We start from the raw sequence: 13,153 nt of genomic DNA, 5'->3' as shown, positions 1-13,153 counted from the left end.
CTTCTTCTGCAAAAATAGTTGAAATCTTATATGCTAGGCGCCAAATTTGAGGAAAATTTCATGGCGCTTAAAGCAACAATTTATAAAGCAGATTTAAACATTGCCAATATGGATGTTCATCAATATGGTGACTATCAATTGACAATGGCTTTACATCCATCTGAAACCCTTGAGCGTTTAATGGTGCGTATTTTGGCGTATGCTCGTTTTGCCGATGAAGCTTTAGAATTCACGAAAGATTTATTTGAAACAGATGAACCTGCGCTTTGGGAAAAAGACTTAACAGGTCAGCTGACAAAATGGATTGAAGTGGGTAGCCCAGACGAAGATAAAGTAAAAAAGGCAAGTGCACGTTGTAAAGAAGTTGCAGTTGTAACCTATGGTTCATCTGTAGATGAATGGTACAAACGTAATAGCAAACTTAAAACATTAAAAAATGTTCAAGTTTGGCAGTTATCACCCGCTACAACAGAAGCGATTCAAGCCCTTTGTGAACGCACAATGAAGTTGCAGTTAAATGTGATGGATGGTGAGTGGACTTTAATTGGTGATAATGCTCAAGCCGAGATTGAGTGGACGCAGTTGCAATAAGCATTTGATCTGCTACTAGAGAATATCTCTTGTAGAATTCCTTTATAATTTGAAATATTGAAATTTGGCTGATAGGTGAATATCGTGACGACAGAATTAGAAATTATTGAACTTGTAGAAGGCACAGGTAAAGAAGCAGTTAAAGGTGCATTAATTACAACGCATTACACGGGTTGGTTGGAAGATGGTACAAAGTTTGATTCTTCAATAGATCGTGGTAATTACTTTGAAACGGTCATTGGTACTGGTCGTGTTATTAAAGGTTGGGATCAAGGAATTATGGGCATGAAAGTGGGTGGGAAACGTAAGTTAATCGTTCCATCACATTTAGCATATGGTTCACGTAAGATGGGTAATGTGATTCCTGCCAATTCAAACTTGATTTTTGAAATTGAATTATTTGATGTTAAAACACGTGACTAATTGGTGTTGATGTCTTTGAAGAAGGCAATATAAGTTGCCTTCTTCAAGATAAAAAAGAATGAAAACTAAGGCTTAAATATTTTATAAAATAAAACCAGTATTTCTAATTTATAAATGATGTTTTTTTATTTTTTGATATAAATAATGTACAGTAAGGGTGTAAGCCGTGAATACAAATCGTGGGTGCGCTTATGGTTAAATTTCTAATTTTTCTTGTTTTGATTATAGCTATTTTTGCTTTTTGGAAAGTGTTTTGCAAAATAAAAATCAATCAAGCTTTTAAGTCTAAATACTTTGCAAAATTAAACTCTGTCAAAGTTTCGATAACAAAAGCAACCACAAACACGCCTAAAGAAATTGTGGAAGTTGTAGATGAATATGAACAACAACTTTTTGATGATGTTGCAAGCATATTTCTAGAATCTAAAACTCATGAAATGAATAAAGATTATGCGGGAGATATTCAAAAAAATGTTTTGAGTAAGATGCCCATTCAAACACAAACAAATGTACGCAATTTAGATTTAGAAGAGTGGTCTATTTATTGGGGATTTTATCATCAGTCCTTAGAATATTATGTGGGGCGCTATGGAGTGTTTATTACTCATGTAGATAGAGATGGTAAAGAGCATCAATATAGCTATCGTCTTCCTGAATCTCATGAGTGAAAAATGATAGCGTGTAGAGTTCTTATAAATACATAAGATTCAATAACTCAAATTAGTGTATCAAAAGTATCGAAAATTTCTTGCCAGATTTTTTCTGAGCCTTTTCTAAAATAGCCCATGTGTCCAATTTCTTTTAAACCATATTGTTGTGGTGTGAGATCAATATAATGCATAGGGGCTTGCGTATAATGTTGCATAAAAGCATGGCGAGATTTAGGTAATGCCCATGCATCATCTAGTGCTGAAACGGCATAAATAGGTGTTTTAATTTGAGCATAAACATCGTGTAAATATTGATGTTCAGGATCTCCAAAGCAATAGGTTGGATTGTTACACCATTTTCGCCATTGTTGATACACATGCTTGGGTAGGTCAGCCCCCATTTTAAATTTACTCCATGGTAAATAGCCTGAAACTGCGACCATAGGAGGGAAAACAATATTCCAAATGACTTGAACTTTAATACGCTCACTTAAAGGCATATAGCCATGCCAGCCAGCACCAGTACCAAAGCAGTACATTGCTTTTATAAGATGATGATTGGGTGCTAAGCCTAAAGCTTGACCACCATAAGAATGCCCAACCATAAAAATAGGTAAGTTAAACTGATTTAAGTAATCGATTGCGCCAGCTAAGTCAGATTTCCCCCAATCTAAATATGACATTTGAAAGTCTTTTAATGTTTTGGGGGCAGATTGAGCAACACCACGATAATCGAAACAAAGAACTTGGTAGCCTAAGCACATAGCATATTCAGCAAAACGTCGATAAAACGGCTGTGGTACACCTGTTGCACTTGCTATTACAACTTGCGCTTTAGCATTTAAAGGGGAATAAAGTGTGCCAGCAAGCATATAGCCATCGAAAGCAGGAAACTGAATATTCTTAATCGAATCTGTAATAGAAAGAACAGCTTGCGTAGACATAAAGTATCCTTACTTAAGTTGGTTGGGCATCATGATGTTGTAATCAATCTTAAAAATGAAGTCAAAACTGGCAAGTTCACAAATGAATAAGATAAAAATTACATGAGAATACTTGAGATTCGAGCAAATAATTTCATAATGTGCCAAAAGAATGGAATCGATTAATTTATGTCTCCCTTAGAAATATTTGCGGTTATTGTTCGTGTGATTGGTGTGGTGCTGACTATTCGTCGCCATATATGGTGCTGGGGTGTAAACCTTATTGCTTATATTGTGTATGGCTACTTATTTTTTGAATATAAGTTATATGGTGAAACCATTTTACAAATAGTCTTTGTATTTTTAGGAATGTACGGTTTTTATCATTGGTCAAAAACTAAAAAACAAGATGATGAAATTCGAATAGAACCTATTTCTCGGAATAAAATATTATTACATGTCGTAATAACAGCAGTAGGTGGGTTGGTATTTGGTTTAAGTTTGCATTATTTTACCGATGCGGCATTGCCATTATTAGACTCTCAATTGGCTGCTTTTAGTTTACTTGGCACATATTGGACAAGTCGAAAACATATCGCAACTTGGGTGCTTTGGGTGTTTGTCGATATTATTTATACAGGTATGTTTATATATAAAGACTTATATTTAACTGCGGTTTTATATGCTTCTTTTGTAGGATTAGCTGCTTGGGGATGGTATCAATGGTCGCAAGTACAGCAGAAACAAAACGGTTTGGTGGTTGAATAAATAAGGATACGGCATGATTCTAGATTTTGATCAGTATAAAAAAGATCAGTTTTATGCTGTAGCTTTAAAGCTTCAGACACATCCTGAGCTGTATTTAAATTTTGATTCGGTTGCTGACTTTTATCAGGCAGACTTTTTAACTGAATTTCCTAAGGGCACAGTTTGGACTGCAACAGGCTTAGATGATGGTGCAGAGAAGTTTTATGCCAAAATTGAATTTAAGCAATGTTCCGTGAGTATATCTAAAACCGAAACAGTGACTGTAGACATAAAAATTTAAACCAAATGTACGGATGTAGAGATTGTTTGATTACGTCCTAAATTTTTAGCTCTATACAGTTGTGAGTCTGCTTCATTAAACGCATTTTCAAATTCTTTGGGATGACTAAAAAAGCTAAAACCAATACTTACATTAATATGGATCTCTTGGGTTTGAACAATAAGCGGAGTATTTTCAATGGTTTTACGAATTTTTTCTGCAATATTCAATGTGGTTTGATTTGTGATATCTTTTAAAATAATGACAAATTCTTCACCACCAATACGTGCAACTTCATCATAGCAGCGGACATTTTTTCGCATAATATGGCTAACATGTTGCAAAGCTAAGTCACCAATTAAATGCCCATATTGATCATTCACACGTTTAAAGTGATCAAGGTCTATAACTAATATGGCATTAGATATGCTGTAATTTATATTGAAATGTTCAATTTTTTCTCTTAATGCGCGACGGTTGAGTAAGCCTGTAAGGGGATCAATATTACGTTCATGTTCAAGCTTTCGTATTGAGTCGAGAATAGAACATGATGCGAGTAAAGCAAAAAGCAGAGAAGTAAAAAATAAAATCAAAAATTGTGAGCTAGCCCAAATGATTTGTAATTGATCTACACTTTTTTCAAGCCGAATAATAGAAACAAGAATAAGAGCACGTATTAAAACAGCAAAAATTGACCCACATAAACATAATTTAAGTAAGCGATCTAAAATATGCGGATGCTTCGTTTGTATAAACTTAAGACCATTGTTGAATAAAATGGCCATGGTTGTGAGCGCAACGATACTAAAACGTACAGCAATATTTTGTTCTATATATGAATAGTAGCTAATTATACTAATAGATAAAATAATTGAGCCAATAATAACATTCCATTTTGTAGGAATATTTAACCGTAAATAAACAGCATGAGTACACAATACAATACTGATTAAAAATAAGAGTGCCACAAGTGGGGCAATCATATAAATGTCTTCAGGAAGTAATGCTGTTTGTAATATTTGAGCACAAGCTGACACAAAAATTGCAGCAGAAAACCAGACTATTTCAATGGATACCAATTTCTTTGAACGTAGTACAAAAACAAGTAACGATACCGTCAAAAAAAAGAGGGGAATCAAAAGGCTGAAATAATTTAATCCATTAAATGTCATGGGGAAATTACATGTGAAATTTTAAGCATTATATCAATGGTTATATTATTTATGTTTTTACTCTGCAGTAAAAGGAATGGTATTTTTTAATGGTTTTAATTTGAAAAATTGATAATTTTATAATCTATTATCTTCATTGAATTTTGCGGTTTATTGAGCAATTGTTTATGACTGAAATTTTAAAAGTTGCCCAAAAAGGCGAAGCTATTTTAGCTTTATGCGCGACTGAAGTAAGTATGCAAGAATTTGGTTCAAAGTGGTTGACTACACTTGCAGATGCCATGCACGTTACTATGCTTGCACGAAATGGTGTAGGAATTGCAGCGCCTCAAGTTTATATTTCACGCCGTGTGATTATTGTGGCTTCTAGACCCAATATTCGTTATCCAGATGCACCTGAAATGGATGCAATTGTGATGATTAACCCTGAAATTATTCAGCGTTCAGATGCACAAGTATTCGGTGAAGAAGGCTGTTTGAGTGTGCCAAATGAAAGAGGGCAAGTCGCACGTGCAAAAGTGATTCGTGTGAGCTATCAAACGTTAACGGGCGAGAGCATAGAACAAGAGTTTTCAGGTTTTCCTGCGCGTATTGTGCAACATGAAATAGACCATTTAGATGGGGTTTTGTTTGTTGAACGATTAAGTGATGTAAGTGAATGATCATTTAAAATTAAATAAAAAAGCCTCGAAATTATCGAGGCTTTTTCAATTTATAGCTTACTTAATATGATTGGCAATATCGGTAAAGATTACGCCTAAACCATGTGCACCCGCATCAGGATAGCCTAAGCTACGATCGCCTACAGTTCCTGCACGTCCCATACGTGCTACTATTTTCTTGGTCGATTCAGCACCTTGAACAGCAGCATGTGCGCCCAATACAAAGTTTTCTTTAAACGATTTATCTGTATTTAAAGACCAAGAATCTGCACATGGTACAAGCGCATCAATTAAAGTTTTATCTCCAACCACAGCACCACGACCAAATGAGCGTTCACCTGTAACTTGAATGCCTTTAACCGCATTTTGTAAAAGATGGGCAAAATCGGCAACAGTTAAAGTATTTTTCCCTTTGATTGCTTTACTTGCAGCACGGAAAGCTGAACCCCAAATTGGGCCTGAAGCACCGCCACAATGCTCCATAATAATCATTGAACAATTTAATAAAAAATCATCCATTTTTTCGGCTTGTAATAATTCGTGCCATTGGCGTTTAAGTTGTTTAAAACCTTTTGCCACGCTCATACCAAAATCGCCATCACCCGCATGGGCATCGAGTTCACAGAATGGCACTTCATTTTTAATGATACATGCTGCCATAACATCTACAACATAGCGCATGTTTTCAATGGTGAATTGTTCATTGCTAATCATCGCATGTTCAGGATGTGTTTCTACATCTGTATTTACAGTATGTGCAACGCTTTCATCTTTCTTAGAAAATTCGAAAGGTAGAGCAGATGATCCATCCATTTTAAATGCAGGCGTATTTGCTTCTGCATCTAAATACGTTTTGAGTTCATCATCTAATGCAAGAAGTGAAACAGAAGCACCGTTCATGTCGATGCTGGTCATGTAATTACCAACAAATGTACGGTAAATTTTGATGCCTTTGCTTGCAAGATGCTCACAAACATCGTTATTAAACACATAAAGTTCTTGTAATGGCGTAGTTCCAAAACCATTCACCAATACAGCAACTTCCGAAAGGTTCGGGCGGTCTAGGAATAAATCATCAACAATACGTTGAGCAAGTTCTTTAGACGGTAAGATTTTTTCACGACGAATACCAGGTTCACCGTGAATGCCTACACCGTATTCCATTTCATCATCTGCCAAGGTAAATGTTGGCGTGCCTTTAGCAGGAACAGTACATGAGCTATAAGCGAAACCTAAGCTAATCACGTTATCCGCAGCTTTTTGAGCGACCGCTTTAACTTCTGCAAGTTCTAAACCTTCAGATGCTGCTGCACCTGCAATTTTGTGAACGAATACTGTGCCTGCAACACCACGGCGACCGACCGTATAAAGGCTGTCTTTTACCGCAATATCATCGGCAACTTTTACATAATCGACTTGAATACCATCATCCGTTGCAAGTGCTGCACCATTCTGGAAATTCATCATATCGCCAGAATAATTTTTGATGATCATCAACACGCCTTTATCCGTTGCAACATGTTGTAAGGCTTTATAGACCTGAATTTGCGATGGAGATGCAAATACATCGCCACATACAGCTGCGTCTAACATACCTGTTCCAACAAAGCCTGCATGCGCAGGTTCATGACCGCTACCACCACCACTGATGAGTGCGACATTTTGGTGTTTCTGTTTTCTTGAAACAATTTTGTATGATTCATTGAATGCGAGTTCTGGATGTGCAAGTACGAAACCTTTGCACATTTCAATAACGATGTTTTCTGCACCGTTCATGAGTTTTTTCATAGAAACACCAGTAGTCTTTTATTGGGGGAGATTAATAGTTAATTGTTATTATAAAACGGATTTATTCACTAAGTGGTAAAAAAGTTGGCGGATAGTATTGGTGATTTATTTAGTTAAAAGTAGTGTTTGGTTGAAGTCTATTAAAATTTGATTCTTAATCCCTCCTTGCGAAGTATTGCTTCTCACCCTTTAAAAAGGGAGGAGTGGTCACGTAATTAATTTGATACGTGGAAATTTCTCTTTTTTCCCTTGCGCCATATATGGCTCAGGGCTAGGTGAGATTTATAAAAGAGAAGAAAAAATGAAACCTTACAATAAAAATTTAAAACAAGCCTCACGTGACTTACGCAAGAACATGACTGATGCTGAAAAGTTGTTGTGGTCACGACTTCGTAATAAGCAAATTTTAGGCTTGCAGTTTTATCGGCAAAAGCCAATTTTGAATTACATCGTGGATTTTTACTGTCCTGCTGTCAATTTGGTGATTGAGTGTGATGGTAGTCAGCACTTTACAGAAGAAGGATTGGAAGCAGACCGAATTCGTGATGAAGCTTTAGGTCAGCTTGGATTGAAAGTTTTAAGGTTTGATAATGGGCAGGTGATGAGGCAGATTGATGATGTGGTGGATAGAGTTTATCAATTTATACGGCAGGAATCCCTCTTTTAAAAAAGAGATCGTTTTTTCTCGAATTTAGCCATAGTCTTAGATGAACTAAGAGTAGTTTTAAAATAATATAAAATTCAATAATTAATAGGAGGGATTTGAAATGCTACCAAGTGTGAAAGATATTGGAGAAAATTATGCTAAATGGGAAAAATATGAAATTAAGACAAAAACTTTTGAATTAAGACCTTTTGAAAAGCCTGATATGTCCCCTTATTTAATTCATATGACTAATGAGGAGTCTTTGTTAAATATTTTGAAAAGCAGTAAATTGGTGGCTACTACTCCATCACAATCAATGTCAGATTGGTACAGCGAAAAAATAGTTTGTTTTACCGAATCACCCACATTTGCAATCGATTTTTTCCGTTATAAGGCTTATAAAAGGTGGAAAGCTGACCTCAGATTTGGGATTGGATTTTCTAAATTAAAATTAGCTCATAAAGGGGTTCGCCCAGCGTTATATGTAGATAGATCAGAATTAATTTCCTTAATTATTAAGTCAAAAGGAATTCTTAGTAAAGAGGATACTGAGTCAAATTTAACTACTATCTTAAAAAAAATTTCTGATCAAGTTGCACCTTTTATGACCCCCCCTAGATCATAACCATGATAAGCAAGGTTTTTTATGGGAAAGGGAGTGGAGGTATGCAAATGAAGATTTCTATTTTGATATAGGTGATATAGAAATTATTTGCTGCCCAAGAATACATAGAAATCAAATTAAAGAAAAATTAGGTGTGTAGGGTTCTCATATTAAATTTATAGAAACTTGGGCTGAATATGATGAAGTATCAACTTATTTAACTGAATTTCAGCAACATCAAATTATTCAAGCAAAAATAGATGATCTTTCACTTAAAGAAAGTTATTCATTGGATGATCAAATAGATGGTGAAATAGAAAAATTAAAATTATACGAAACTCAATTGGAATCCATGCTGTCTAAAATCACAGAAGTGAAAAAAATTATTCAGATACTAGAAAAGAGAAGGGTCGATATTTCAGAAAGAATAGAATTAGAAAAAGAAAAACAATGCGTCCATTGTGCAAATGACTTTGATCATTGCAATGGAACTGGCTATCGTAATTGGAATGAAGATGGACACTTATGTTCTAATTGTAAAGCAGAAATGCATTATAAAATTAATATGGATGATTAATCCCTCCCAACCTCCCTTTAAAAAAGGGAGATTTAGGGGGATTTAGGGGGATTGTAGGTTAAAGATGATTAAGAAATCGAATCATCCAAATTCGGCGCTAACCAACGTTTCGCTTCATCCAACGTCCAACCTTTACGCTTCGCATAATCTTCCAACTGATCGCCAGAGATTTTACCCACGTTAAAGTAATCTGTTTCAGGGTTTGCATAATAGAAACCGCTGACAGATGAAGGTGGCCACATCGCAAAGCTAGAAGTTAAGTAAGTACCCATTTTCTCAGTTGAACCTAACCAATCAAACAATGACGTTTTTTCCGAATGTTCAGGACAAGCAGGGTAGCCAGGTGCAGGACGAATACCCACATACTTCTCTTTAATCAAATCTTCATTTGACAATTGTTCATCTGCTTGGTAGCCCCAGAACTCTTTACGAATACGCTCATGTAAATGCTCGGCAAAGGCTTCTGCAAAACGGTCGCCCAAGGCTTGAACCATAATCGCATTATAGTCATCGCCCTTGGCTTTGTATTCTTGCGAAAGTTCTTCCGCACCAAAGATCGAAACCGTAAAGCCACCCAAGTAATCCTGAGCGACATCTTTAGGCGCAACAAAATCTGCCAATGAGTAGTTTGCTTTACCTGTTACTTTGTCAGACTGCTGACGAATATGCTCAAAGTTGTGCGTAACGACCCCATTCTCATCCGTAACTGCAACAGTATCTGCTGCAACACGATTCGCCGGGTAAATACTAAAAGTTGCACGTGCATCAAAGCGTTTGTTTTCGATAATATCTTTCAACATGACTTGTGCTTGTTCATACAAATCACGCGCTGCTTCGCCAACCACTTCATCTTCAAGAATTTTCGGGAATTTACCCGCTAAACTCCAAGAAATAAAGAACGGTGTCCAGTCAAAGTATTCAACCAATGTTTCTAATGGATAGTTGGTAAATGTTTCTGAACCAATAAAGTTAGGCTTCACAGGTGCATTTTTTGCAAAATCAATCTTAAAGCCATTTTCAACCGATTCTGCATAAGAGAGTTTTGCAGCTTTCGGTTGTTTGTTGGCTAAGCGCTCACGGATTTTTTCATAATCAACAGCATAATCAGCTGCGAGTTTTGGTTTCATTTCCGCAGAAAGTAATTGAGTTACCACACCTACCGCACGAGAAGCATCGGCTGTGTAGAACACGCCATCATTATGATATTGCGGAGAAATTTTTACCGCAGTATGTGCTTTAGATGTTGTTGCACCACCAATCATCAATGGAATGTTAAAGCCTTTACGTTGCATTTCTTTGGCAACAAACACCATTTCATCTAAGCTAGGTGTGATTAAACCTGACAAACCAATGATATCGACTTTTTCATCAATAGCAGTTTGTAGAATTTTTTCACATGGCACCATTACGCCAAGGTCAATGATGTCATAACCGTTACAGCCAAGTACCACGCCAACGATATTTTTACCGATGTCATGCACGTCGCCTTTTACAGTTGCCATCAAAATTTTACCTTTTGATTGACCAACTGTTTTTTCAGCTTCAATGAACGGGTTTAACCATGCAACCGCTTGTTTCATTACACGAGCAGATTTCACCACTTGCGGTAGGAACATTTTACCTGCACCAAACAAGTCACCGACTACGTTCATGCCTGCCATCAATGGACCTTCAATGACATCCAATGGGCGAGTCGATTGTAAGCGTGCTTCTTCGGTATCTTCATCAATATACGTGGTAATACCTTTCACCAATGCATATTCAAGACGTTTTGCAACGCTCTCATTACGCCATTCAAGGTTTTCTTCGGCTTTTTGTGCACCTGCTTGACCACGGTATTTTTCTGCAACTGCCAGTAATTTTTCAGTGGCTTCTTGACCGCTTTCACCTTGGTTGCGGTTTAATACCACATCTTCAACCGCTTCTTTAAGCTCAGCATCGATATCATCATAAATCGCAAGCTGACCTGCATTCACGATGCCCATGGTTAAACCTTGTTGAATGCCGTGATATAAGAACACTGCATGGATTGCTTCACGTACAGGCTCATTACCACGGAATGAGAATGATACGTTTGAGATCCCGCCTGAAATCATTGCATTTGGCAGGTTTTGTTTAATCCAACCTGTTGCTTCAATGAAGTCCACACCATAGTTGTTGTGTTCTTCGATCCCTGTTGCTACCGCAAATACGTTTGGATCAAAAATAATATCTTCAGAAGGGAAGCCCACTTCATTGACTAACACATCATAAGAACGTTTACAGATTTCTTTTTTACGTTCAGCAGTATCGGCCTGACCTTGTTCATCAAATGCCATCACGATGACCGCAGCACCGTACTGACGGCAAAGACGCGCACGTTCTACAAACTCGTCATAACCTTCTTTCAGAGAAATCGAGTTTACAACCGCTTTACCTTGTACGCATTTCAAACCTGCTTCAATAATCTCCCATTTAGAAGAATCGAGCATGATTGGCACACGTGAAATATCAGGTTCAGATGCAATGAGATTCAGGAAATGTACCATCGCAGTTTGCGAATCGAGCATGCCTTCATCCATGTTAATGTCGATGATCTGTGCGCCTGCTTCAACTTGCTGACGAGCAACGTCTAAAGCTTCAGTAAAGTTTTCTTCTTTAATTAAACGTAGGAATTTTTTAGAACCTGTCACGTTGGTACGTTCACCGACGTTTACGAATAAAGAATCCTTAGTGATGTTAAATGGCTCTAAACCACTTAAACGACATGCAGGTTCAATGTCAGGAATTTGACGTGGTGTAATGCCTTCAACCGCTTGTGCAATCGCACGAATATGGTCAGGCGTGGTACCACAACAACCACCAGTGATGTTGATTAGACCACTTTCAGCGAATTCTTTAATAAATGCCGCAGTTTCTTCAGGGGTTTCATCATAACCACCGAATGCATTTGGTAAACCTGCATTTGGATGCGCTGAAACAAAAGTATCGGCAACGTCAGACACGGTTTTCACGTGTGGACGCATCGCATCTGCGCCTAGCGCACAGTTAAAACCAATTGAGATGGGTTCAGCATGACGCATTGAGTTCCAAAATGCTTCTGCGGTTTGACCTGTGAGTGTACGACCTGAGGCATCGGTAATGGTGCCTGAAATCATAATTGGCAATTCATAGCCAATTTCTTTAAACACTTCTTTTACTGCAAAGATCGCCGCTTTCGCATTTAAAGTATCAAACACTGTTTCAATCAGGATGATGTCTGCACCACCTTCAATGAGCGCTTTGGTCGATTCGATGTAATCAACTTTTAATGCATCAAAAGTAATGTTACGGAATGCAGGATCATTCACATTTGGAGAAATAGATGTAGTACGTGAAGTTGGACCAATGACACCTGCCACAAAACGTGGTTTTTCAGGGGTTGAATATTTTGCACAGGCTTCTTTTGCAAGACGTGCTGCAGCAATATTAATTTCAGGTACCAAATCTTCCATGTGGTAATCAGACATTGAAACACGAGTACCGTTAAAGGTATTAGTTTCAATAATGTCCGCACCCGCTTCTAGGTAAGCTTCGTGAATGCCTTGAATAATATGGGGTTGAGTAAGAACTAAAAGGTCGTTGTTGCCTTTTAGGTCAGAAGCCCAATCTGCAAAACGTTTGCCACGATAGTCTGCTTCTTCTAATTTATGACGTTGAATCATGGTACCCATGGCACCATCGATCACAAGAATTCTTTTACTTAGAAGCTCTTTTAGAGTAGCAAGTGTGGACATTCAAACATTCTCAATGCGAATAAAAATCGGGATTAATATTAACAGATTCAAGTTTTGTTTTCTGCCAACTTTCTTTCAGAAACACCTATATAGATGATTTGAAAAAGTTATAAAGGGATAACACTTGTTTTAATACAAGATTAATTCAAAAATAGATATGTATTCTTATATTTTTCAAATATAGATATTAAAATGTAATTTATAAGAAATAAATAAGGAATTTAGCAGTGTCATAAATTATTCATTTATTTGTCATAAAACTAGTTCACTATAATTGGAAAAGTTCGGGTTGTTAGTTTTTTGATCATTTATGCTGAATGTTACAATTTAGTATA

General features: G+C 36.9%; 13 protein-coding genes. 9 read left to right on the top strand and 4 right to left on the bottom strand.

What is annotated here, in order from left to right; all coding sequences use genetic code 11:
- The first annotated feature begins 60 nt into the window (after positions 1 to 60).
- The 3 genes from AC5YDH_RS01215 (at position 61) to AC5YDH_RS01205 (ending at position 1,682) form a co-directional block, all read left to right on the top strand.
- Entirely contained in the window at positions 61 to 591 is a 531-nt protein-coding gene (locus AC5YDH_RS01215) for a YaeQ family protein (protein WP_496116449.1), read from the top strand.
- Positions 592 to 675: 84 nt separating this feature from the next.
- A complete protein-coding gene (locus AC5YDH_RS01210) occupies positions 676 to 1,014 on the top strand; it encodes an FKBP-type peptidyl-prolyl cis-trans isomerase (RefSeq protein WP_496116448.1) in 339 nt (112 codons plus the stop codon).
- Positions 1,015 to 1,205: 191 nt separating this feature from the next.
- Positions 1,206 to 1,682: a hypothetical protein gene (locus tag AC5YDH_RS01205; RefSeq protein ID WP_496116447.1), complete on the top strand. Its 477-nt coding sequence runs from the start codon at positions 1,206 to 1,208 to the stop codon at positions 1,680 to 1,682.
- 47 nt (positions 1,683 to 1,729) lie between these two features.
- Here the strand turns inward: AC5YDH_RS01205 and AC5YDH_RS01200 are convergent, their stop codons facing one another.
- On the bottom strand, positions 1,730 to 2,608 hold the full coding sequence (locus AC5YDH_RS01200) for an alpha/beta hydrolase family protein (protein ID WP_496116445.1): 879 nt from the start codon (positions 2,606 to 2,608) through the stop codon (positions 1,730 to 1,732).
- A 168-nt stretch (positions 2,609 to 2,776) separates the two neighbouring features.
- Between AC5YDH_RS01200 and pnuC the strand changes: the two genes are divergently transcribed.
- Complete coding sequence (pnuC, locus tag AC5YDH_RS01195; protein WP_496116444.1) at positions 2,777 to 3,355, top strand: nicotinamide riboside transporter PnuC; 579 nt, start codon at positions 2,777 to 2,779, stop codon at positions 3,353 to 3,355.
- 13 nt (positions 3,356 to 3,368) lie between these two features.
- Complete coding sequence (locus tag AC5YDH_RS01190; protein WP_496116443.1) at positions 3,369 to 3,635, top strand: hypothetical protein; 267 nt, start codon at positions 3,369 to 3,371, stop codon at positions 3,633 to 3,635.
- On the opposite strand, the gene AC5YDH_RS01185 is transcribed toward AC5YDH_RS01190, so the two are convergent.
- Positions 3,632 to 4,651 carry a GGDEF domain-containing protein gene (locus AC5YDH_RS01185; RefSeq protein ID WP_496116442.1) on the bottom strand — a complete coding sequence of 340 codons (1,020 nt, stop codon included), beginning with the start codon at positions 4,649 to 4,651 and terminating at the stop codon, positions 3,632 to 3,634. The two genes, AC5YDH_RS01190 and AC5YDH_RS01185, sit on opposite strands and share 4 nt — an antisense overlap.
- Before the next feature lie 302 nt (positions 4,652 to 4,953).
- Between AC5YDH_RS01185 and def the strand changes: the two genes are divergently transcribed.
- Positions 4,954 to 5,448, top strand: a complete 495-nt coding sequence (def, locus tag AC5YDH_RS01180; protein WP_496116441.1) for a peptide deformylase — start codon at positions 4,954 to 4,956, stop codon at positions 5,446 to 5,448.
- A 57-nt stretch (positions 5,449 to 5,505) separates the two neighbouring features.
- Here def and dhaK read toward each other — a convergent pair whose 3' ends face one another.
- The gene (dhaK, locus tag AC5YDH_RS01175; RefSeq protein WP_496116440.1) at positions 5,506 to 7,236 is read right to left on the bottom strand and encodes a dihydroxyacetone kinase subunit DhaK; all 1,731 of its coding nucleotides are present in this window, start codon (positions 7,234 to 7,236) and stop codon (positions 5,506 to 5,508) included.
- A gap of 301 nt (positions 7,237 to 7,537) precedes the next feature.
- Here dhaK and AC5YDH_RS01170 point away from each other — a divergent pair, with 301 nt between their 5' ends.
- The 3 genes from AC5YDH_RS01170 (at position 7,538) to AC5YDH_RS01160 (ending at position 9,063) form a co-directional block, all read left to right on the top strand.
- Positions 7,538 to 7,903, top strand: a complete 366-nt coding sequence (locus AC5YDH_RS01170) for an endonuclease domain-containing protein (RefSeq protein WP_496116439.1) — start codon at positions 7,538 to 7,540, stop codon at positions 7,901 to 7,903.
- A gap of 100 nt (positions 7,904 to 8,003) precedes the next feature.
- Positions 8,004 to 8,507: a hypothetical protein gene (locus AC5YDH_RS01165; RefSeq protein ID WP_496116438.1), complete on the top strand. Its 504-nt coding sequence runs from the start codon at positions 8,004 to 8,006 to the stop codon at positions 8,505 to 8,507.
- A 268-nt stretch (positions 8,508 to 8,775) separates the two neighbouring features.
- Positions 8,776 to 9,063, top strand: coding sequence for a hypothetical protein (locus tag AC5YDH_RS01160; protein WP_496116437.1), 288 nt, complete (start codon positions 8,776 to 8,778; stop codon positions 9,061 to 9,063).
- Positions 9,064 to 9,131: 68 nt separating this feature from the next.
- Here the strand turns inward: AC5YDH_RS01160 and metH are convergent, their stop codons facing one another.
- Entirely contained in the window at positions 9,132 to 12,818 is a 3,687-nt protein-coding gene (gene metH, locus AC5YDH_RS01155) for a methionine synthase (protein WP_496116436.1), read from the bottom strand.
- Between the last annotated feature and the right edge of the window lie 335 nt (positions 12,819 to 13,153).

This window comes from Acinetobacter sp. FY683 (genome assembly GCF_059515885.1).
Note: the sequence above shows the minus strand (reverse complement) of the source record. Positions and strands in the feature narration are given on the sequence as shown.

Bases quoted from the DNA above. Each gene is read 5' to 3' on its own strand.
- AC5YDH_RS01215 (WP_496116449.1), top strand. From the start codon at position 61: ATGGCGCTTAAAGCAACAATTTATAAAGCAGATTTAAACATTGCCAAT.
- AC5YDH_RS01205 (WP_496116447.1), top strand. From the start codon at position 1,206: ATGGTTAAATTTCTAATTTTTCTTGTTTTGATTATAGCTATTTTTGCT.
- AC5YDH_RS01200 (WP_496116445.1), bottom strand. From the start codon at position 2,608: ATGTCTACGCAAGCTGTTCTTTCTATTACAGATTCGATTAAGAATATT.
- pnuC (WP_496116444.1), top strand. From the start codon at position 2,777: ATGTCTCCCTTAGAAATATTTGCGGTTATTGTTCGTGTGATTGGTGTG.
- AC5YDH_RS01190 (WP_496116443.1), top strand. From the start codon at position 3,369: ATGATTCTAGATTTTGATCAGTATAAAAAAGATCAGTTTTATGCTGTA.
- def (WP_496116441.1), top strand. From the start codon at position 4,954: ATGACTGAAATTTTAAAAGTTGCCCAAAAAGGCGAAGCTATTTTAGCT.
- dhaK (WP_496116440.1), bottom strand. From the start codon at position 7,236: ATGAAAAAACTCATGAACGGTGCAGAAAACATCGTTATTGAAATGTGC.
- AC5YDH_RS01170 (WP_496116439.1), top strand. From the start codon at position 7,538: ATGAAACCTTACAATAAAAATTTAAAACAAGCCTCACGTGACTTACGC.
- AC5YDH_RS01165 (WP_496116438.1), top strand. From the start codon at position 8,004: ATGCTACCAAGTGTGAAAGATATTGGAGAAAATTATGCTAAATGGGAA.
- metH (WP_496116436.1), bottom strand. From the start codon at position 12,818: ATGTCCACACTTGCTACTCTAAAAGAGCTTCTAAGTAAAAGAATTCTT.